This is a genomic window from Occallatibacter sp. FHG110214_02, from assembly GCF_059115385.1.
In genome coordinates this window covers 16,970-38,902 of the sequence record NZ_JBZYWK010000016.1, presented here as the reverse complement: position 1 = coordinate 38,902, position 21,933 = coordinate 16,970, and the positions used below count along the sequence as shown (strand labels likewise).

Sequence of the window (21,933 nt, the reverse complement as noted above, 5' to 3'; positions counted from 1 at the left end):
AGCCACAGTTCTGTGCAGAAGCGCAATCCGGCTCCGCGTTGTCCGTTCATCCGGATGTGCATTCCCTACAACCCGATAACCATTTCAGGGAGACCAAAAATGAAGTGGAATCACGTTCTACGAACGTCCGTATATCTGCTGTTTTTGCTTATCGTTCCAGCCAGCACGCGAACCTTTGCGCAGGTGCTTTATGGAACGCTGGTTGGCGCCGTAACTGATCCGGATGGAAAAGCATTGTCAGGCGCATCGGTTGCAGCCATCAATGCGGCCACTGGAAACCGCATACAACAGGTCACGGATAACTCTGGCAACTATGCCTTGCATGATCTTGCTCCGGGAACATACTCGCTTGAGATCAGTGCAAATGGCTTCGCAGCCCTCAAGGTTACCGGCATCACCGTTGGAGCCAACCTGATTGTTCGCGCCGATGAGGCTCTTTCCCTCAACGCCGTCAATCAATCCGTTGAAGTCAACGCTTCATCCGCGCAGTTGCAGACGGATAGCGGCGTTATTCATGGTGAGCTTTCAACAAAAGAGCTGAGCAACCTGCCCATCGGCGGCTACAGCAATTATCAAAGCCTTATCAACCTGACGCCAGGAGCGACGCCGTCCCGCTATCAGAATGCCGTGATGGATACGCCCTCGCGCTCACTGACTACCAATATCAACGGCGCTTCGCGCACCAGCAATATCACTTCCGTGGATGGTGCCGCCATCCAGCAGATTTATCTGCCTCATCACACGCTCTACAATCCGCCCACGGAAGACATCCAGTCGGTGGACATCGTTACGAACAGCTTTACCGCGGAGCAGGGGCTGGCGGGCGGCGCGGCAATCTCCGTGCTGACCAAGTCAGGGACAAACAATTTCCACGGCACTTTCTGGGAGCAGCATACAAACTCCGCGATGGCTGCTCGGAACTACTTCTACAACAAGACCTACTACTCTTATGCCGGGGATGCGCCGCCAGAGAATATTCAGAACCAGTTTGGCGCGAATATCGGCGGACCCATTCTTCGCAACCGCCTCTTCTTCTTCTCCGGATTTGAAGGCATGTCCCAGCGCCAGCTTTACACCTACATCACCACGCTGCCTACAGACGCCATGCGCGCCGGAGACTTTACGGGGCTCGCAACCATTTACGATCCCACCACAGGCAACTCCGACGGCAGCGGACGCGCGAGCTTTGCCAGTGAAAACGTGGATGGTAGAAATGCCCTTGAATCGGGAATCAGCCCCGCAGCGTTGAAGGTGCTTGCGCTCATTCCCCATGCCAATCTCTCCGGTACTTCCAACAACTATTCCTCCTCCGGTATCGACAGCCTGGACCGCTTCGCGTTTGATGAAAAGGTCTCCTGGCAGATCAACCCCAAATCTTCGTTCTTTGGAAAATTCAGCTATCTTATCGCCGACGTAAAAGCGCCAAGTTCGCTTGGAACAGGTGGTGGCACGGGACTCATCTCCGGCGGTGGCTCTGGATACAGCCAGTCGCATGTCAAAATTGGCGGCCTGGGATACACGCATATCTTCTCGCCCACTCTGCTCCTCGACGTTAACTTCGGTCTTGGCCGCAACGATGCCTCTATTCTCGAAAACGACTACGGCTCTGATCTAGGAGACCAGCTTGGCATTCCTGGCGTAGGAAGCGATGCCAATGATGGATCGTACGGCAAAGATCCATACTTGAAAGGCCTGCCATCCTTTGCCGTAACCGGCCTGGAAACCTTTGGTCACGCGGATGACTGGAATCCGGAGATCAAGCACGACTTCACCTTTACCTATGTTGGCAACATGACGTGGAACCATGACAGGCACACTGTTCGCTTTGGCGTGCAGGCACTCAACAACCGGCTGAATCAATATCAGCCACAGCGCGCCTTCGGCCCGGTAGGAGGCTTCAGCTTTACCGGCGGTGTTACGGCCCTTAAAGGCGGTGCATCTTCAAACTATGCCAACGCTTTTGCCCAGTTCCTGCTTGGTTTGCCGGACTCGCTCGGCAGAAGTTATCAATTTGAGAATCCGATGATCGGCCACGAATGGCAGTGGGGCCTCTATGGTCAGGATCAATGGCAGGTCACGCGCAAGCTGACACTGACCTATGGCCTGCGCTGGGAGTTTTATCCCATCATGACGCGCGACAACGGCCTCGGCATCGGGCGTTATGACATGGCGACAGACAAGGTCATTCTTGGTGAGGATAGTGGCACAACATCAGGTAAGCTTGAGTTCGCGCCCCGCTTCGGCGTGGCCTATCGCTGGACGGACAAAACAGTCTTCCGCGGTGGCTACGGCATCAGCTTTGATCCCTATCCTTTTAGCCGTGCCATGCGCGATCCCTATCCCATAACCATTGCGCAAACAGTCAACGCCAACAACTCATACCAGAGTGCGGGCAATTTCGTAACCGGCATTCCCGGTTACGATACCGTGGCCCCAGTCATCAGCGGCGGCACGGCTGTATTGCCCCTGACCGCATACACCAAGACACTGGCGCCAGGCACATTCAATCGAGGCTACATCGAGTCATGGAATGCCACAGTGGAGCAGTTGCTGCCGGCTGGTTTCAACTTTGCTCTCAGCTATGTCGGCACGCAGGGAATCCGTCAGATTGCCTATCTCGAAGCAAACGCCGGACAAACGCCGGGACTAGGCGCGGCCGGACAGCCGCTCTATGTAGCCTTCGGCCGCAATGCGGAAACACAGGTCATTACACCTTGGGGAACGACGCATTACGATGCCCTGCAGGCAAGCCTGAAGCATCCTTTCAGCCACGGCGTGCTGATGACAATTGCCTATACATGGAGCAAGTCCATCGATGAAAACACCGATGACGACAGCACTCCGCTCTTCAATGCAGTTGCGTACCAATACCGGGATCGCGCAGTCAGCGACTTCGATCGCCGTCATGTCTTCGATGCCGGTCTCACGGCTGAGCTTCCCTTTGGCAAAAATCACGCATGGCTTAATCAGCCGGGAATCGCAAATCAGATTTTGGGTGGATGGAAGATCAATGCGCTGATTGCGGCCTACACAGGGCTGCCTTTTACTCCCACCGCGTCCACAACCTCGCTGAACGCTCCCAACAACACGCAGGTCGCTGACCAGATCAAAAGCAAAGTCGCCGTCTCCGGCGGAATAGGTAAGAATGCAACCTGGTTCGATACATCCGCCTTTTCCCCTGTTACGGAAGCGCGCTTTGGCACGGCAAGCCGCAACGAGTTGCGGGGGCCCGGAGGTGCGGATCTCGATATGGGGCTTTCCCGCGCATTTGATTTCACAGAACGTTTCAAGTTTGAGATCAAGGGAGAAGCCTTTAACGTGACGAATACACCTGCATTCGCCAATCCCGCTAACAGCGTGTCCTCAAGCAGCTTTGGACACATCACATCCACCGCTGGAGGAATTGCGGACAACCGCGTTCTTCGCGTCTCAGGCAGATTGAGTTTTTAGCTTTCTCCCTCTTGAAGTCGCAAACGCGGTAGGCCGTGCATAGGCCTGCCGCGTTTTTCATACAACAAAGTATGTTGTCCAAAATGCCGCTAAGAAGGCGCAAGAATCTCAAATGGACGCATCATCTCTTTCGCGGAGTGCTCAAGAATATGGCAGTGCCATAGGTATCGTCCCGCGTAGCCTTCAAATTTCACGATGATGCGCGTTACAGAGTGACCATTCGCACGAATTGTGTCCTTCCATCCTGCTTCGTTCGCTTCAGGCTGCAGCCTGGGGCCGTTATAGCGAATGTTGCCGGAGTGCATATATTCCGGCGCATCGAATCCCTGGCGGTCGAGAATCCGAACCCGTGCCTGATGTAAATGAATCGGATGAACCTCTGTTGTGAGATTCACAAAGCTCCAGATTTCCGTCGTATTCAAAACAGGCTTTTCCGTCACAGGCATGTGCCAGCGCTGGCCATTGAGCAGCATCATCACAGGATGACCGTATGGGTCCATGTATTCATTCAGCGTAAGCACGCGAGTATTGACAGCCTCTGCTTCTTCAAGCTGCGGCATCGGACGCAAAACAGCAGGCATCGTATAGGCGCTTGCTTTCGCGGACGATGAAACCCTGAACTGCATCAGGGGAAGCACATCATTCCTCAGCACAATTTCGCTGCTTGCATGGGACGAGAAGTCAATCAAGATGTCAGCCCGTTCTCCGGGCGCAATAGAAAGCCGTTTCACCGCAACCGGATTAGGCAACAACCCCTGGTCCGTTCCAATTTGATAGATACTCGGACCATCTGGCAATGAGAGCCGAAAAAAGCGCGCATTGGAAGCGTTGAGTATGCGGAACCGATAGGCACGCGGAGCAACCTCGCAGTACGGGAGAAACTTTCCATTCACCAAAAATAGATTGCCGAAGAACTCCGGTATCCATGGGCCGCTTTCATTCTCAGATGCGGGGTAATAAAGCTGCCCTTCGTGGTCAATCATGCGGTCAACCAGAACGAGCGGAATCTCATACTCACCACGCGGCAGATTCAGTGCATCCTCCACTGCATCGCGAACAAAAAACGCGCCCAGCATGCCCGCATAGACATTCAACCGTTCAATGCCCATGGTGTGATCGTGATACCAGAGCATCGCCGCATCTTGCCGATTCGGATAGTAGTAGCGAGCTGTCTTTCCGGAGACAAACCAGTCTTCGGGATACCCGTCGCTCTCCGGCGGCGCCATAGCTCCGTGAAGATGTACCACCGTACGTACCTCCGGCTTATCAGCCTCCGCACCATGAAGGCTTTTGTCTATAGGCAGAAAGTGTTTTGTCGGCAGACTGTTCTTCCAGTCCACCAGGAGCCCTTCGCCGCTGCGCGTCTCAAAGGTCGGCCCGGGAAACGCTCCGCCATAGCACCACATCCTGGTCGGCTTTACATCGCGATGCACCTTGACTTCATGCTCTTCCATTGCAACCCGATAGAGCGGCAGGTGGGCCTCTGCATTGTCAGGACTAGCAGCGAACCCAACAGGCTTCGCAATCTCTGGAATAGGCAGCCGGTCAACAAAGGCAGTCAGATTGGAAGGCGAGAGAACGAGAGGAATCCGGAAACTTCCCTTGTGCGAGTTCTTCGCATGCGGCATCTCTTGCGCGGAAAGGCTTGTATGCCATAGGCCAAATCCCGCCAGGGCGCGGCCAAAAAATGCTCTTCGATTCATAGACATGGAGAGAACCAGAAAGGAAAGGCAGGTGATTTAAGAAAGACATAAGCGGGAGATGCGAACCTCCCGCTTATGCGATGTGTCCATCGGTTTAGTGTCTCTTCCGCGGATTGACATATCCTCTCTGGTCAGCAAAAGGCCAGGAGTTGTCAAAGCGGTTTCTCTGCCAGCCGGTATAGCGAATTTCACCGGACTCAGGATCAAGCAGGAGGCGTTCGTCATTCTGCGGACGTGAGCAGCGGAAGTCAAACATGCCCTCAATGCTGCCGGAAAGAGCATCGAAGGAGCCGCCTCCAATGCGCTCCCCATGCAGCCAGTTGTCCTCAATGAAGTGAATGACGGATGTCTGGTCGGTCAGGTTGTGGTCAACGTAGTTGCGCTTTGCCCACGGAGAAACAACCAGCAGCGGCAAGCGCGGACCATAGCCGCAGCGTCCCATCGCATGAGGATTGCTCTTGTCGATGCCCGGAAGAATCTTCTTGCCGTTTCCGCAGACCCCGTTGCCGTTCAGGAAGTCCGCAGCACCCTTGGAAGAGTTAACAATAGGGCTTGCCTGGTGGTCGTACCAGCCATCGGAGTCATCATATGTGAGGATGACCGCCGTGTTCTCCCACTCCGGTGACTGCTCAAGGAAGTTCAGTACGCGAACGATGAACGTCTGCTCATCCAGCGGATCGGATTCCCCCGAGTGTCCGGTAAGAATCGTCGGCGCTTTCAAAAAGCTGACAGCAGGGAAGTTTCCAGCTCGCACAGCATCATAAAAATCATGCAGGTCATATTGATGATTGGCAGCATCACCCTGCTTGCCAATCATGGCAATCGACGTTCGCTTCTCATGCGAGAGGTTGGCTGTGGAAGTGTAGTACTGGAAAGGCTCGCGATGCGGGCTGTAGTCGTTGTCGTCCATCACGCCGGTAACTTTGGATGAGCTGCTCCGATTACAGTCCGTGCTTCCATTGGAGTTCACAACCGAGAGATCAAAGCCGCCTGAAAACCAGCCCCAGGAAACGCCGGCATCATTGAGAAGGTCGCCAATATTCTTGCCGCCCAGGCGAGCCTGCGCCTCCGTCGGATCGGAGCAAACATCGCCAAGCGGATCAGGTTCCCCAATCAGCGTGAGCGAGCCATGCCCGCCATCAATCTCTTCATCATCCTGATTGACGAGGTCAACAATGCCGTTTGTCTGGCCGGAGATAAGGTTGATAGCCCCAAGCGTGGAATCGCCAAAGGTGGTTTCAAAATAGTTATCGCTCATCGCGTAATGCTGAGCGTAATTCCAAAGTGCTGTTACGGTATTGCCGTCAAAATACGCCAGCGCAAGGCCATTGGTATTAAACGGCGTCGGGGCGTTGGAGACAGTATTGCCCAAAGCATTGCCGCCGGCGCCGGTAAATTCAGGAAAAAGATCCAGTTTGCCGCCGTCAAACGCCTGCTGCTCTGGCGTGTAGTCATTGTCCTGGTCGTTGGTCGATGCCTGCTTGCGGCTGAGGCGGAACGGATTCGTCGCCCCATCGCCATTTTCAGGATTCAGGTTCGGGTTATGCAGCAACAGGGCGCGGGTGAAGCCATTCACCTTAGGCGTTCCCGGTGCCGCCCAGAAAGGCCGCTCACCGGCAAGGTTCGCCGCATTGGGATAGGTTCCGAAGTAGTGATCAAAAGAGATATTTTCGCCGTAAATAATAACGATGTGCTGAATGGGAGTAGCCGTGCGATTGCCGGAATGCGAAGAATGCCCGTTCGGGTTTTCGCCATATCCGAGTGTTGTGAAAGGTAGCACTGCCGCGAGAGCAAGTCCGCAGAACCGAGATCTCATACTTTCTCCTGAACGGGGGCCCAGAAGCAAATTAGGGGGACGATTGCGTACGCTACAGCAAAGCCATTACGAACAGATGAAAGGAAGGGAAGTTTCTGCGAACGAAGGCGCCGCTGCCATTCGCAGCGACGCCTTCGTTGTCAAAAGCTAAGCTTCGGACTCTCGACAAGTCCTAAAGGATAACTGGGAGTACGAGCTGTCCAGTCTTGCGCGGTTTGATTTTCCTTCAGACTCTTCATGTAATCGCCAAGAGTGGTAATGATCCGGACCACGAGCTTATTTCCGCCGGGCCGGACGGCTTGCATGACTGGGTAGGTGTGCTCACCGTACCAGCGAGTGCCAAGATCACTACCGTTTAGGCTTACTTCGGATATAGAACGAACACGTCCGAGTTGAATTTCAGTTGGAGAATCTGTACTTACGTCAAAGGTGGTGGAATAGGTAATGATTCCGGCGAAGGACTTAAGGTCGTCCCGACTCTCGAAGTCGATCAGGTGTGGAAGCGTGATGGTTTTGTCTGTTCCGTCAACGTGCTGAAGGCGAATCTCCCACGGTCCGTCAAGCGCCTGCGTTGTGGCCGAAGCTTTTTCTTTGTGTGGATGAGATGCTGGTGGAACGGAAGCCACTATCTTCTTCGCGATGGGTTCAAACACGAGGAGTTGTGACTCGGAAGGACCCAGGGAAATGGTCAGGGAGCCGTCCAGAAGACTACTTTCGAGGCGGGTCCGTGTTCCAGTCTCGGGATTCCAGAGCCAGGCGGTCTTTGCGCGCTCAGGGAATGTAGCCGTGAAGCTGTGGCGAGCTTCCGGTCCATAGTGTGAGAAGAAATAGATGTCGTGCTCGCCGTGGCGATAGTGGATCTGGCTCACGAAGTCTCGCGGTTCGCTGATACGCACATCGGGAGTAAGCGCGAATTTTTGCTGCAGTTGCTGATACCAGCCAGCCATGTTAGCTTGATCGACCGAAACCTGTGGCGTACGCGCGGGGAACTGGTTTCGCATTTCTGCAATGATGTCATGTACGCGCTTGCTGTCGGAATCTGCATTTGCAAGACCGTCCGAGAGATGGGGAATTGTATCCAGGAAGATCGCAACTCCTCCGCCACGAACAAAGTCGCGCAGCTTTTCGGCAGTTGTTACCGAGATGGAATCGACCTTTGCCAGAAGGATGGCTTTGTAAGAGCGAGTGTTGAAACGGATTCGGCCGTTGCTGACTGTGGCCTTCGAGATAATCTGTTCGGATAGGTAGTCACAGCCACTTCCGTTTTGATGCACCGCTTCCCAGAGCTTGAACATGTAGTCGGGATAGGCGATTTGCGGAAAAGGGTCTCGCTGAAATCCATGGTGAGCTGCCAGGTCCGCCTCGGGCGGAAGAATGGCAATGTCTGCCTGCATCTCCGCCTGCTGAAATAAAGCAGATAATCTGGCCTTATACATCGTCCACAGATGGAAGTATGGCCACCATGTGTTCCGTTCGCTGAAGTATGTTCCATAGCGCACCCAGCCCGGAAACGGCACTGCAAGAGGGCTGTAATTGAAGCCGTGAAGAACAGATTGCGTGACTCCAGACAGGATGCTTTGATCGCCGGCTACCTTGATGCGTTCGAGTGTCGCATGGAAGGGATCATCGGTGTTGGTCATCTCTTCGCAACTGATGAGTTGCTTCCCGGCCAGGTGCGCAGCAGACGAAACGAACTTGTTGCTCATGGAGTAGCTACGGCCCTTCGTATATGAGCCGGTTCCAAACGACTCAATTGCTTCCGTGTGAATCCAGGTTTCACACTCCGGAATGTCGAGAAGCATGCCCGTAGCTATCGGGTCGCACTCCATCCCGTATGCCTGCATGCGGGACTTCACGCCGATTTTGCGGCACCAGGCAACGAACGTTGCCACGAAGCGTTCGGTGAAAAGCTCTCGCTTCGTTATTTCAAAATCGTATCGGACTCGCTCTGTCTTGTCCTTAAAGTCGTCTGAGAAGTGCGCGCCATAAGCTGTTGCTACGGCGCTTCCCATTGCGCCTACCTTGAATAGAACGAAGGGAAGATAGGGTGCAAGGTCGTAGCCGCGACGTTCCTTAAACTGCTGCGGCATATCATGGCACCAGTTTGCTCCTTCCAGCTCAATGCTGTCCGTAAAGAATGCGCGCAGGCGTCCCTGGAGAGGGCCGACTTTTTCTATAAGCCGATCTGAGATTCGATTCAGATAGCGTGACACAGCCGCGGCGTCATAGTGATTCAGAACCGGACCACTTGCTCCCGGAGCGCCGTTGATGACTGCCATATACCCCGTGAGCTTGACGAGGAAATAGACAACATGGCGTCCTGCTGGAACATCTATCTCAATCGCATCACTCTTCTCGCCGATTGGAATGGAGGTTGCCTGGCCAGCATCCGATAGCTCGTAAGGAACAAGAAAGACGGAAACAAGTTCCTTTAACGAATCTTTGTATGGGGAAACCAATTGAGGATGCACTTCAGCAAGCAACTCTGCGGTTGCGAGGTGTACCTTTCCGGGGCCCTGCACGTCTCTGGTTCCGAGTGCCATCATCTGGGTCTGGTCTTCGCGCGTCAGGGATTCCGCACCATACGGCCAGCCTGATCCGACGATCATGTCACAAACCATGCCGCGCTCTTTCGTGCCCGTAAGTACGGCCTCGAAGGCTTCAATCCATTCGTCACTCATCCAGGTGAGCGCCTTTGTGTCGAGAGGCGGCGCATCATCAGGGAAACGGATTGGATTGATTTCCACGCCGCCAATGGAAGCACCCTTCATTACGTCCAGCTCGCGAAGTAATTCAGCTACGGTGACACGGTCGCCATTCCACCACCACCGAACCATCGGATGATAGGCATTCGCGGGATTGGCAAATATCTGGAACAGCTCGCTATCTTCCGTCCCCAATAGAGAGCTTTTTGTTCCTCCCAATTCATCCGCGTATAGTGCTGGCTGAGACTCGGCATGCCCCGCGAATGCAATGGAACCGGACGTGAATGTAGCGAGACGGATGAATTCTCGACGAAGCATGGGATATCTCCTTAATATGGTTCCACAACATTTTTGGTCATTCCTTCAGCTTATGCGAATGGCATGATCGTGATGGGATCGATCACACTTCTTTTACACTCAACGAGATCTGAAGGTGCATGATCCACTTGGAAGTAGGGAAGAGATGCGTTTGCGACATGGTATTGCGAGAGATGGTTTCATTGATCTTCCGAGTTCCTCTTCAGGCTGGAAGGCCTCCGAGGATAGCTACTACGCGGCTGTCGCAGCTGCTGGATTTGAAGCTGTGCAAGGAGGCGATGGCGAACCATGTAGAAGCCATGGGCTCGTGCTGCTCGGCAACGGAGTGATTCGAGATCGGGAGAGTGCCGCACCTTTTGCGAAGCACTGGTCAGAAGAGGGAGCTCTGCTGGCAACCTGCATCGCGGGTGAAGGGTTTGAAAGTGATGATGAAGCTGACGCGCTCATTGCAACAATCGAAGAGGCATCTTCGCGCTTTGCCCTCCCAATATTGATCGAAACCCACCGCGCTTCCATGACGCAAGATATTTGGCGTACCCTGCAGCTGCTCGAGAGGCATCCAACCCTGCGGATCAATGCGGATTTTTCGCACTGGTTTACCGGGTTGGAGATGGCCGCTCTCGATTGGGAAAAGCAGCTCGAACGGCTTGCGCCTGTGATGGATCGGATTTCATTTCTCCACGGCAGGGTAGGAGATCGTTGCTGCATGCAGGTCGCTCTCAATGGTGATGCAAGCGATCCCCATTTGCAGCCTTTCCGAGACTTGTGGTCCCGGTCCTTCGAGCGGCTGAAAAAGCACGCAGCAGGGGATATATGGTTTGTTCCTGAGTTGCTGGGGACCACATATGAATATGCTCGCGCGTTTGGAGGCAGAGAAGAGGGAGACAGATGGCAGGACGCGTTCCTGTTGCGGTGTGTGGCAGAAGAATGCTTTCTTGCCGCTATGTTTTGAGATGTCTGTCTCTGTGTGCGGTGAGCCGTTCTGTTGAGCAATCTGTTCCTCACGAATGTCTCTCCAATTGAGCGTACTATTAAGCCCCGGAATGCCTGCAATTTGTAAGGGAATGAGTAACTGGATACTTGACTCTGCGGCTTCCTAAAATTCATCAAAAAAGATATGGTTGCTGGATATATCAAGATCCGTCAGCATGCGCCGTGTGGCGTGGATCATCATCGGCGGGCCGCACAGATAATATTCGATCGCCTTGGGATGCGCATGCGTCATGAGGTAGTTACGGAGAACGACTTCATGGATGAAGCCTTCATATCCATCCCAATTGTCCCCAGGGAGCGGCGATGAGAGAGCGGCATGAAACTGGAAGTTCTTGTTCTTCTCAGCGAGTGCATGAAAAAAATCCTCGTAGAACAATTCCTGTCTCGAACGTGCTCCATACCAGAAGCTTATTTTGCGCTGAGTTCGCTCTGTTTCCAGTAGATGGGTAAGATGTGCTCGCAGCGGAGCCATTCCAGCACCGCCGCCAATGTAGACCATCTCTCGCTGTGTCGGCTTGATGTGGAAGTCTCCAAATGGCCCGATCCCTGTGAGGATGTCCCCCGGCTTCAGGCTGAAGAGGTAACTCGAACCCACTCCGGGATCACACTGCTGTCCCGGCGGTGGTGTCGCAATGCGCACATTGAAACGCAATATCCTTTCCGACGCCTGATTGCTTGCCAGGGAATAATTATTGCGCCTGCCTGACTCTGGATTTCGCGCCACGTGGTCAAAGACATGCTGTTGCCGCCATACCGCGGCGTATGGCTCTTGAATTTCAAAATCACGGAATCGGACTTCCTGGTAGGCAGGAATGTCTAACTGAAGATAGTCCCCAGGCTCAAATTCCATGCGGGCATCGGGCTGCGCTGACTCCACAACAAGCTCTTTAATGAATGTCGCGACGTTGTCATTGCTAAGAACCCGAAACGCATGTGCGTGTGGTTGGCGGGCACCGGCACCACCAGGCTTGGCCACATTGATGCTGATTACGCCATTACGCTCTTCCACCGGATAAGTAGCCAGGGCGCGGCAGATCGGAGGCCGAGCAGGCGATCCATCTGCAAGATGGAAACGCCCATTGTGCTTTGGGCACTCGATGATCCCTCCTTTGACCAAACCTTCGGACAAATGAGTATTTCCATGAGTGCAGATTCCATCGGTGGCATATAACGCCCCAGCCTCATCCCTGTAGATGGCGAAGGTACGCTGCCCGTAGTCCACCCGCAAGGCATCCGCTTTTCCTAATGACTGCGAATTGGATGCGATCAGCCATCCTTCAGGGTCTGCCTCTTGTTTTCCTGCAAAACGGGAAGGCTTCTTCAAGGAATCGGTTTGCGGGAGCACTCGCTTCACATGATATCCAGGGTCCTTAATCTGCCTCGATATTGCTGGGATGATTTCAGACCATGCGTGCGCTAAACCGCGATAAGGCGGAGCGCAGTCCGCCTTGACCAATTCATGAAGTCTCGGCAATGCGTGATAGGGAACAAGTGGAAACATGTGATGTTCCACGTGATAGTTCATGTTCCAGTAGAGATATCTGTTTACGGGATTCATGTAGACCGTGCGACAGTTAAGCCGATGGTCGAGAACATTCTCTGCAAGTCCGGCATGCTGCGTGAAGCCATAAACCACCATAAGCCAGGTGCCAAACAGGTTTACGAAGCCCACTAACATGAGCGGCAGCCAGGATTGACTGACAATGGCGCACATGATGACGGCAACGTAGAGTGCAAGGTAGATACGCGCTCGGATGTATATCTTCGAGAACTCCGTCGCTGGAACAAATGTCTTCTCTTCGGCTGTCATGCGCCCAAATGCATGCCGAAAAACATCGCGAAAATATTTCGGATAGGTCTGGAGCCCGAAGAACGAAAGGATGAATTTTTTAACGTTGGTTGGCCTTGGTGCAGCAATCTCCGGATCGCGGCCGACGATGATGGTATCGCTATGGTGACGTGTGTGACTCCATCTCCAGACCACAGCTTCGCGCATCACCATGAAAGATGAAAGTTCATACAAGGCATCATTCATCCAATCGGTGCGGAATGCGGTTCCGTGACCGGATTCATGCCAGCGCGAGTCTGACGTCGTAGCGTATAGCACGCTGTATATGAAATATGGCAAGAGGAACCACCATGTTCCCCATAACCGACAAGAGAGGTATCCGCTAAAAAGGATAAGCGCGAACCACAGGATGGTGTCGCGAACCGCAGGTCCGTCTGCACGCGTCAGAAGCTTGCGCATCTCCTCCCGCGGGACAGGGGACTGATACCAGTCGGCCTCGGCCAAGCCCCGTTGAACCGCCAGTGATGCGTTGGCACCAATCAAACTGTAGTCACGCTCAATTGGTGGATAAGCCTTGGCGTCAGCAGTGAATTCCATGACCATCTCTGTTCCTTACCGAATAGCTGCCAGACCGAGAGTAGGTGCGCGGCAATAAGAACGGCAATAGCAAAACCGCGAGATCCTATATACTTTCTGCTCATTACACTATGAGCAAACATTTCCGACGTTATTTTTCAGTAAGCAGCGCTGATCGTAGATGGGGATTCTTTGTGAGCAGTGCTGGGCACCTTGTCGTTGCAGCCAACGAAGAGTATCCCGTGGGAGACCACCCCGAGGGATATCACTTTGAATGGAAACGCGGAAGAGTTCTCGAAGAGTTCGCCCTCCTCCTGATTGCCAATGGAGAAGGAGTTTTTGAACACCGAAAGGCCGCCTCTCAACCCTTGAGACGTGGCGATATGCTGCTTGTTCCCCCTGGAGTGCTGCATCGGTATCGCCCCGATCCATCGACTGGCTGGGAGGAATACTGGGTCACATTCGATGGAGCGGTTCCGCGCAACTGGCAAAAGCAGGACCTCTTTTCAGGGCGATGGCCTGTAGTGGCGAAGGCTGTACACCTTGCCGTTATTAAGAGATTTGAAGAGTTGATCGCTGTTGCTCGCCAGCCCACCTACTCCGCTCAGACTTTGGGCGCTCTTGCTCAGCTCCTTCTATTCGAAGCGATGTCATTTTCAAATAAAGGCGTAGGGCAGGCGTCACCTGAGACACAGTTGCGACACGTAGCAGAAAGCATTCGACGGCATCCGGCGCATTTTGATCTGAAGACTCTTGCCGCTAGCGCAGAAATGCCGGAAAGCACCTTCCGAAGAAAGTTTTTGGATATTTTCGGATTTACACCTGCACGCTACGCGCAGGAAGAGCGAATCGTACAGGCAAAAAGATGGTTGCTCGAAACGCCATTGACTGTGCGGGAGATAGCATACAGGCTTGAGTATTCAAGCGAGTTCTACTTCATGCGTGCCTTCAAGCGACATACCGGCAAAACGCCAAGCGAATGGAGAAAAAGGCCATAGCCAGCTTCACAACTCAGGAATGTTATTCAAATGGTTTTGTCGTGTGAAAAAATCCTCCTCATGAACGAGTTCATTTCCTTCGATTTGCGAGCATCGTGGTCTAGCCATCATGAATAGGCGCTTGTTGTACACGGTGATCGCTTGCTCCCTTAGCGGACTTTTATTTGGGAATGACATAGGCGCAATGTCCAGCGCGGCGCCGAGTCTGAAAGCTGAGTTCTCGCTGTCATCTGCGGCGCTTGGTTTCGCCGTTTCGTCTGCACTGATTGGCGCTATCGCCGGTTCGATTGTTGCGGGGTTTCTGGCTGATGCCATAGGCCGCCGTCCTGCATTGTCCATTTCGTGTGCGGTATATTTTTTGGGCGTAGTAGGTGTTGTCTTCGCACAAGGGCTCACGCTCTTTGCAACCGGCAGAGTTCTATGCGGCATTGCTATCGGTCTCATCTCTGTGATTGCTCCTATGTACCTTGCCGAGGTATCGCCGGCGCAGTTGCGCGGCAGGCTTGTAGGAGCCTTCCAGCTCAGCCTCAGTCTCGGTGTCGTGGCCGCATTTGCTCTTGGATATTTGTTCGCGTTGCATACGACTGCAGGCAGAGTGTGGCGATATTCATTGGGCGTTGGCGCGATCCCGGCGCTGCTATGTGAGATTTTCCTCCTGCTGTCATCTCCCAGTCCCCGATGGCTTGCCATTGAAGGGCGGTGGGATGACGTCACATCTGTGTTTATCCAATTGGGGTCTGCTGATCCTGCGGCGGACAAAGCGGGCTTGGTCGCATCCCTGGACGATCTCAACGTCGCACACAGCGTGAAATTGTTCACGCGCCAACATGGCCGTTCCATCCTTCTCGGTATTACCGTCGCGGTGTTCAATCAGCTAACCGGAGTGAACGCTCTTCTCTATTACATCCTAGATATTTTCGCTGATATGGGATCGGCACAGCGCAATGGGCGTGCAGATGCGATTGTAGTGTCCGCTCTGAGCCTTGTGGTTACGATGCTCTCCGTGGGGATCATAGACAAAGTGGGCCGCAAACCGCTTTTGCTGGCCGGTGCAATTGGTATGGGTGCCTGTTTGGGACTGTTTCCTGTGGTCCGGTCAATGCATTGGCCGCCATCAATGGTCGTAGTTCTCCTCGCTTGCTACAACGCATTCTTTGGCTTCTCGCAGGGAGTAGTTGTCTGGGTATACCTGAGCGAGATATTCCCCCTCCCCGTTCGCGCGCGCGGGCAGAGCCTGGGAAGTACAGCGCACTGGGTCGCGAATGCTTTGGTCGTGGGCGTCTTCCCTACGGTTGTGGCTCTGCTGCATGAGCGAGTATTTTTAGTGCTTGCTTTCTTGATGGTTGTGCAGTTTTTCACGGTGCTGTTTTTCTATCCCGAGACGAAGCGTGCAAAATTGGAAGCGGTTACGTCCAATATGATTTCTTAGATGGTTTGAGAGTTGGCCTAAGAGAATCGAATTTGTTATATGCTGATTATCCTCCTGGTATTTGTTGAACCGCTGAAACTTTCGCAGGTGGAAGAGGATACGACAGACATTGTCTAAAAAAAACGGTTCTGTAACGCTGATGGATGTGGCGCGGGCGGCGGGAGTTTCGCTCAAGACTGCTTCACGTGCGTTAAATGCCTCTCCTCAACTTCGTGCGACTACAGCGGCCCATATACACGACGTCATGAAGCAGCTCGGCTATCAGCCGAACGAACTGGCCAGGGGATTAAAATCACGGCGTTCTGCGACCATTGCAATGATTGCGCCGAATCTGGCTGACCCATTCACAGCTTCAGCCGTTCAGGCTGTGCAAGACGTAGCGCGAGCTCACGGCCACGTTGTCATTCTGGCCAGTTCCGGAGGCGATGCCGCTCTGGAGCAATCGGAACTTGAGGTAATGGCAAGGCGCCAGATCGACGGAGTTATTTTGATTGCCGCTAGCAGCAACAGCAATAACCTCAAAACACTGCTGCGGAAAGATGTTCCCATCGTAGTGTGCGATGAGCCTGTTCGAGGCGAAGAAGTAGACACGATTACGGTGACCAATCGGAAAGGAGCCCGTGAGGCAACGGAACATCTGCTCGAACATGGCTACCATCGCATTCTTGCGGTTGGCGCAAGACCTTCGCTGTTCACTTGCAGCGAGCGCGTAGCGGGTTATCGCAAGGCCGTAAGGGCTGCAGACCTTGAGCCAATTGAATTGCTGGTAAAACACGAGGATGACCTCACACCCGATCTTCTCTCGCGTTTCCTGATAGGACCAGATCGCGTCGATGCTATTTTCGGACTCAACTGGGTTTGCACAATGGCTGTATTGCGCGGATTGAACGCACTCAAGAAACGCATCGTAAAGGACATCGCGTTTATCTCGTTCGACGATTTCGAGCTTGCTGAAATGATTCCTCCCGGTTTAACTGTGGTCCGTCAGCCAATACGCGAGCTTGGCCGTCAGGCAGCCACCATTCTTTTTCAGCGCATTGAAAAGAATATCCAGGCTCCGCCGCGAAAGATTGTTCTGCCTACGGAGTTTATTATTCGCGGATCTTGCGGCTGCAAGCCCTCTGCATGACTCGATAGCTTGTGTTAGCTTCATTCGTAACATTCACTTCCCTAACCGGGGAGAGAAAGTTTCTGATTTTGAAGAGGAGAAGTCGGATTAGGACTTGCCTCGGCAAAATTGTACGGATGTCACATGGCACGTTGCATTTTCTATTTGATTTGTCTTCTGTACGTCGGCGGCATCGGAGCTGAAGCGCTCAGCAGCCAGGCGCCTGAACATGCAAAGAGCGTAGGCGAAGCCTCGACGGAAAATGATGGGGTGATAGCCGCCTATCAAAAGGCGCTGCGAGGTTCCCCCGGATCCGCTCCACTCTGGAACAATCTTGGTGCTGCATTCTTCTCGCAGGGCAAATACAATCAGGCCTCCGATGCCTTTGCACATGCAGCGGAGCTCGATCCGCAAAACGCCGACTATGAATTCAACGGAGGACTTGCATTTGTGCGCTGCGGCAAATGCGAGTTGGCAAAATCGCGGTTACAGAAGGCTGGCTCAACATCTGGCTACAAGGCCCGCGCAGAATTCCTGCTTGGGGCGTGCTCTTTTGCTGACGAGCAATGGCAAACCGCACGTGAAGAAATCGATCGCGCCACAAGTGACGGGTTTGCGAGCGCTGAGGCGTTCTACATGCTTGTGATTGCGTCTCGAAAGACACATGATCGAGCCAGCGCACAAAGAGCCTATAACCTTTTAAGCACCAATTATCCCGACTCTCCGCTGATTCATGAGCTACTAGGAGAAGCTCTTGATCGCGGCAATCAAGCTTCAGAAGCGCGAGATGAGATCGCAAAAGCGATTGAAAGCAATCCAGGTGCGCCGGGGTTGCATGGACAACTGGGCCTGCTTCTCCTGAAGGTTCAGGATTTACCCGCCGCGAAGATAGCGTTCCAACAGGAACTGGCCATTGATGCTCACTCATTCTGGTCAATGCGGTACCTGGGCGAGATTGCAGAGCGATCAGGCCAATTCGACGTTGCCCACAACTGGTATGTGAGCGCGGTCCGCGAGAAGCCCTCATTTGATGAAGGCCACTATGCGCTTGGCCGTCTCCTGGCTCAGCAGGAAAACTATTCTGAAGCGCTACCTGAGCTGCAATTGAGCCTTCCCGGAATGGACGCGGATGCAACGGTTCACTACTGGCTTGAAAGAACGTTGCGAAAGCTTGGCAGGAAAAATGAGGCGGATAAGGAACTCGCAAGAGTACGACAGATCCGTGACGCCGAACGGCTTAATCTCCTCCAAAGATTCAGCGGCGAGACCCCCGGTTCCTGAGTAATCCGCCGTCAATCCTCAAGCGTCTTCGCCTGCCAACGCAATTATCGATCGCGCCTGCCGGGCGGGATGGCCGGGTGCGCATTCGGGAATCCAATCCCACAAAATTTCAATAAAGCGATTCACTTCAATTGAACGAAGTTCAATATGCTGCGCCTTCAGTCTGAGGATGACTCTGCCGCTCACATTCGGCATTCGAGAAGCCCTGATCTCGCAAAAAAAATCCTTGACACAGCTGCTTTCTCACAAGTAATGTCCATCGTTGTCATTCAAAAGGGAACTAAGTTGTCATTTGAAATATTTGCAGGAAGATTTGAAAAGGGAGGCGCAAGTGCGATTTGTGAGAAATTTAGTTTTGCTTTCGGTCCTGTGCGTGTTATCGGGAGTGAGCGCGTACAGAGCGAACGGTCAGAGTGCGGCTTCAGGCGCAATCTTTGGAACCGTCACCGATAAGAGCAGTGCGATTCTGGTCGGTGCAAAAGTAGTTGTAACGAATGAAGACACGGGCTCAAGCAAGGAGCTCACGACAAATGGCACAGGGTACTATTCCTTCGAAGCGTTGCCGAGCGCCAACTATCGTGTCGTCGTCACGAAAGAAGGATTTGAGAGTGCAGATATCCAGCATATTCATCTCGATCCTGGGCAACGGCGTGAAGTGTCGTCGCAACTGAATGTTGGCAACGTGAATACCTCCGTCACAGTGGAAGAGAGCCAACTATCCATCAAGACAGAGACCTCTGAAAACTCATCGACCATCGGTGCAAAGGAAATTCAGACACTGTTGGTCAATGGTCGCAACTTTCAATCGCTTGCGACACTGAGCCCCGGCGTGAACAACACAAGCGGGAACAACCAATACACAGGCGGGGGAACGAATCTTACGCTGTCGATTGGCGGCACCGGCACAGACAACACAACGTATGCCGTTGACGGTATCTACAACATGAATACCGGCAGCTACGACAGTCTGAACATCACACCGTCCATGGATGCCATTTCTGAGTTCACAGTGCTGAAGTCGAACTTCAGCGCTCGCTATGGAACTTCTTCGTCGAGTCTTGTGCTGGTAGACACAAAAAGCGGCACTTCCACCTATCATGGCGCCGCCTGGGATTACTTCCGGAACGATGCGCTTGATGCGAGCAACTATTACAGCGAGGGACAGAAAAGCGAGCTTCGGCAGAATATCTATGGCTTCACTTTTGGAGGCCCGCTTCAGATCCCCAAACTGTACAACCGGGACCGCAAGAAGCAGACATTCTTCTTTGCTTCTGTTGAGTGGTGGTCGAAAACAATTGGCAGCACGCGTACAACGAATGTATTTACCCCTGACATGAGGAACGGCAATCTCACCGGTAGCCGAGGATTGCCTGCTGCGCTGACGATCAGCCCTGATGGTGCGCAGTTACTGGCTGCTGAAGGGAAGACGAACTGTATTGCTTCGCCAACCAGTTTGGATCAATCGTGCATTGACCCCGGAGCGATTGCGCTTCTTAAGCAATACCAGCCTCTTCCGAACGCATCGAATCCCCAATTCAATTACGTGAATAACGTTCCGGATACATGGGCGCAAATCGACCATGACTATCGAGGCGATCACAACTTCAGCTCTACTGAGACACTGACTGCAAGATTGATGTACGAAGAGGATAATAGCGGCCAGTCGGCGGCAACATGGGGCGGAGGCAACGTCCCCACCATATCAACCAACATCTACACATCGGCATTCAACGGCCTGGTACGGCTCACTTCGCAATTAACGCCGACCATTGTGAATTCAGCTTCGATTGCAGAAACCTACGATAAGCCCCGGCTCAACGTAAGCAAATCGCCTATTCCTACGGGCCTGTCCATCGGCTACTACTATCCAAATGCAAATGTCACGGACCAGGTTCCAAACATCAGCGTTGCTGATTATGAGGGATTCGGCGGCGGCGGTCTGCCTATCACGGCAAGTGACGGCGAAGGAATCATCAACGATGACTTCAGCATAGTAAAAGGCAAGCACACGCTTCAGGCAGGCGGGTTCTACCTCTTTGGCATCAAGAACCAGAGCACAGGCAACACGCCATGGGGTTCCTTCACCTTCGATGGGCACTATACAGGAAGCGGCGCGGCAGACTTCTTGCTCGGCTTGCACCATGGATTCAGCCAGGACAGCGCAAAGCCTCTCTATTCCGCCCATTACAGATCCACGGAGTTTTATTTCCAGGATGACTGGAAGGCGACACCTCGGTTAACGATCAACGCCGGAATTCGATTCTTCTATTTCTCCCCAGACTGGCTTACCGGGGCTGATCGCAAAACCTCCAATCTGGAACTCTCACGCTTTGTCGCTGACGCGGCTCCAGTTGTTTTACCGGATGGCAGTTTCCAGACAAACTTGTCAGGCGTGCCAATCACTGCAGGCGGCGGTGTAGCCAACCTGCAGAATGGATTGGTATTCAATACCGACCCGGGAACTCCTCGCGGCTTCTTCAACTCAAGCGCAGTACATCCCTCCCCCAGAATTGGCTTTGCCTATGTGCTTACACGCGATGGCCGAACATCGGTCCACGGTGGATATGGAATGGGCTATACTCGCGTTCCATTCCGAATCGCAGATGCCTTTGGATCAAATCCTCCCGGCGTAGCAAATGCAAATTTTGTCTCAGGCACGCTGGAAAACCCCACGGCAGGCACGCAGTCGGCGAATGTCGCCCGTCCACAAGGCATTAACATCGTCAATCCCGTCAAGGGGACTGAGGTTCAGAGCTTCAGCTTGATTGGAGAACGGGAAGTTGTTCGAGATGGAATCTTTCAAGTCGGATACGCCGGCTCCTTGGGACGCCACCTTCGGGTAGGAGTTGATGAGAACCAGCCGCTGCCAACTTCAAATCCATACTCAACCACATGCTTGTCCGGCCAGTCGGCATCTGTGACATATGACTTTGACCCATGCTTGAATACAGGAACGATATCGGAAGATTTCGTCCGTCCGTATCAGGGCTACAGCGGGCTCAGCGCATATGCGTATGAGGGGAACTCGAACTACCATTCTCTTCAGTCTCAGTTCAAGTTAACGCGCAGCCACGTGCAAACCACGATTAACTACACCTACGAAAAAGCGCTCGGCGACGCCAGCAACCGGGGAGGGGACTACCGGACCCAGTTCAGCGGTACGCAGAATAGCTACGACATAACGAAGGAATACGGTCCTCTCAATTTTGATCGCACGCACATTTTCTCGGGTGAAGCCATTTACACATTGCCGGAGCTGACTCGCGGTCATAACAAATTTGTTCAACAAGCTTTAGGTGGGTGGTCTATCTCAGGGATTGCACTCGCACAAAGTGGACTCCCATTCAGTCCGGGCCTCTCTGCTCCAAACACCGGATTGGCTGGACGCCCGAATCAAGTTGGACATTTGCATCAGGACAAGGGAAACAGGCAAGGTATCTTCAATCCGGACGCATTTGAGATTCCAGCCTATGGATTCTTCGGCACTGCGTCGAATGGCTCTATTCGCGGTCCCAAAGAGGTTGCGTTCAACACGGCTATCTACAAGACGTTTCCCATCAGGGAGCGCCTGAAATTCCAGTTCCGTGCAGAGGCATTCAACATAGCTAACCACCCGAGTTTTGCTGGGGTCAACACGGGCATCGGTCCGTTCGATCCCCAGGTTGGGTGGGTCAACTCTCCGCGCGATCCACGAATTATGGAAATGGTTGGGCGGATAACCTTCTAAATGCACAAGCAAAGCTGCACGCTGAGTCCGATGGACTCAG

Annotated in this window: 11 protein-coding genes; 7 read left to right on the top strand and 4 right to left on the bottom strand. The window is 53.3% G+C overall.

What is annotated here, in order from left to right:
* Positions 1-99 precede the first annotated feature (99 nt).
* Positions 100-3,450: a TonB-dependent receptor gene (locus AC5S3R_RS14175; protein ID WP_494267734.1), complete on the top strand. Its 3,351-nt coding sequence runs from the start codon at positions 100-102 to the stop codon at positions 3,448-3,450.
* An 89-nt stretch (positions 3,451-3,539) separates the two neighbouring features.
* Here the strand turns inward: AC5S3R_RS14175 and AC5S3R_RS14170 are convergent, their stop codons facing one another.
* The 3 genes from AC5S3R_RS14170 to AC5S3R_RS14160 all read right to left on the bottom strand — a co-directional run bounded on the left by AC5S3R_RS14170 (position 3,540) and on the right by AC5S3R_RS14160 (position 9,992).
* The gene (locus AC5S3R_RS14170) at positions 3,540-5,153 is read right to left on the bottom strand and encodes a multicopper oxidase family protein (RefSeq protein ID WP_494267733.1); all 1,614 of its coding nucleotides are present in this window, start codon (positions 5,151-5,153) and stop codon (positions 3,540-3,542) included.
* A 94-nt stretch (positions 5,154-5,247) separates the two neighbouring features.
* Positions 5,248-6,969 carry a phospholipase C gene (locus AC5S3R_RS14165; protein ID WP_494267732.1) on the bottom strand — a complete coding sequence of 574 codons (1,722 nt, stop codon included), beginning with the start codon at positions 6,967-6,969 and terminating at the stop codon, positions 5,248-5,250.
* 140 nt (positions 6,970-7,109) lie between these two features.
* A complete protein-coding gene (locus tag AC5S3R_RS14160) occupies positions 7,110-9,992 on the bottom strand; it encodes a glycosyl hydrolase (protein WP_494267731.1) in 2,883 nt (960 codons plus the stop codon).
* A gap of 145 nt (positions 9,993-10,137) precedes the next feature.
* Here AC5S3R_RS14160 and AC5S3R_RS14155 point away from each other — a divergent pair, with 145 nt between their 5' ends.
* Positions 10,138-10,944, top strand: coding sequence for a hypothetical protein (locus tag AC5S3R_RS14155; protein ID WP_494267730.1), 807 nt, complete (start codon positions 10,138-10,140; stop codon positions 10,942-10,944).
* Between the two features lie 144 nt (positions 10,945-11,088).
* On the opposite strand, the gene nqrF is transcribed toward AC5S3R_RS14155, so the two are convergent.
* Positions 11,089-13,371 (bottom strand): NADH:ubiquinone reductase (Na(+)-transporting) subunit F, encoded by a 2,283-nt coding sequence (gene nqrF / locus AC5S3R_RS14150; protein ID WP_494267729.1) that lies wholly within the window; start codon positions 13,369-13,371, stop codon positions 11,089-11,091.
* Positions 13,372-13,415: 44 nt separating this feature from the next.
* Between nqrF and AC5S3R_RS14145 the strand changes: the two genes are divergently transcribed.
* From AC5S3R_RS14145 to AC5S3R_RS14125, 5 genes are all read left to right on the top strand, one after another.
* Complete coding sequence (locus tag AC5S3R_RS14145; protein WP_494267728.1) at positions 13,416-14,348, top strand: helix-turn-helix domain-containing protein; 933 nt, start codon at positions 13,416-13,418, stop codon at positions 14,346-14,348.
* Between the two features lie 109 nt (positions 14,349-14,457).
* The gene (locus tag AC5S3R_RS14140) at positions 14,458-15,777 is read left to right on the top strand and encodes a sugar porter family MFS transporter (RefSeq protein WP_494267727.1); all 1,320 of its coding nucleotides are present in this window, start codon (positions 14,458-14,460) and stop codon (positions 15,775-15,777) included.
* Positions 15,778-15,886: 109 nt separating this feature from the next.
* A complete protein-coding gene (locus AC5S3R_RS14135) occupies positions 15,887-16,906 on the top strand; it encodes a LacI family DNA-binding transcriptional regulator (protein ID WP_494267726.1) in 1,020 nt (339 codons plus the stop codon).
* 123 nt (positions 16,907-17,029) lie between these two features.
* Positions 17,030-18,166: a tetratricopeptide repeat protein gene (locus AC5S3R_RS14130; protein ID WP_494267725.1), complete on the top strand. Its 1,137-nt coding sequence runs from the start codon at positions 17,030-17,032 to the stop codon at positions 18,164-18,166.
* 385 nt (positions 18,167-18,551) lie between these two features.
* Complete coding sequence (locus AC5S3R_RS14125) at positions 18,552-21,893, top strand: TonB-dependent receptor (RefSeq protein ID WP_494267724.1); 3,342 nt, start codon at positions 18,552-18,554, stop codon at positions 21,891-21,893.
* Positions 21,894-21,933: the final 40 nt, after the last annotated feature.

Coding starts and splice junctions, on each gene's coding strand:
- AC5S3R_RS14175 (WP_494267734.1), top strand. CDS start 100: ATGAAGTGGAATCACGTTCTACGAACGTCCGTATATCTGCTGTTTTTG.
- AC5S3R_RS14140 (WP_494267727.1), top strand. CDS start 14,458: ATGAATAGGCGCTTGTTGTACACGGTGATCGCTTGCTCCCTTAGCGGA.
- AC5S3R_RS14155 (WP_494267730.1), top strand. CDS start 10,138: ATGCGTTTGCGACATGGTATTGCGAGAGATGGTTTCATTGATCTTCCG.
- AC5S3R_RS14130 (WP_494267725.1), top strand. CDS start 17,030: ATGGCACGTTGCATTTTCTATTTGATTTGTCTTCTGTACGTCGGCGGC.
- AC5S3R_RS14165 (WP_494267732.1), bottom strand. CDS start 6,969: ATGAGATCTCGGTTCTGCGGACTTGCTCTCGCGGCAGTGCTACCTTTC.
- AC5S3R_RS14170 (WP_494267733.1), bottom strand. CDS start 5,153: ATGAATCGAAGAGCATTTTTTGGCCGCGCCCTGGCGGGATTTGGCCTA.
- AC5S3R_RS14160 (WP_494267731.1), bottom strand. CDS start 9,992: ATGCTTCGTCGAGAATTCATCCGTCTCGCTACATTCACGTCCGGTTCC.
- nqrF (WP_494267729.1), bottom strand. CDS start 13,371: ATGGAATTCACTGCTGACGCCAAGGCTTATCCACCAATTGAGCGTGAC.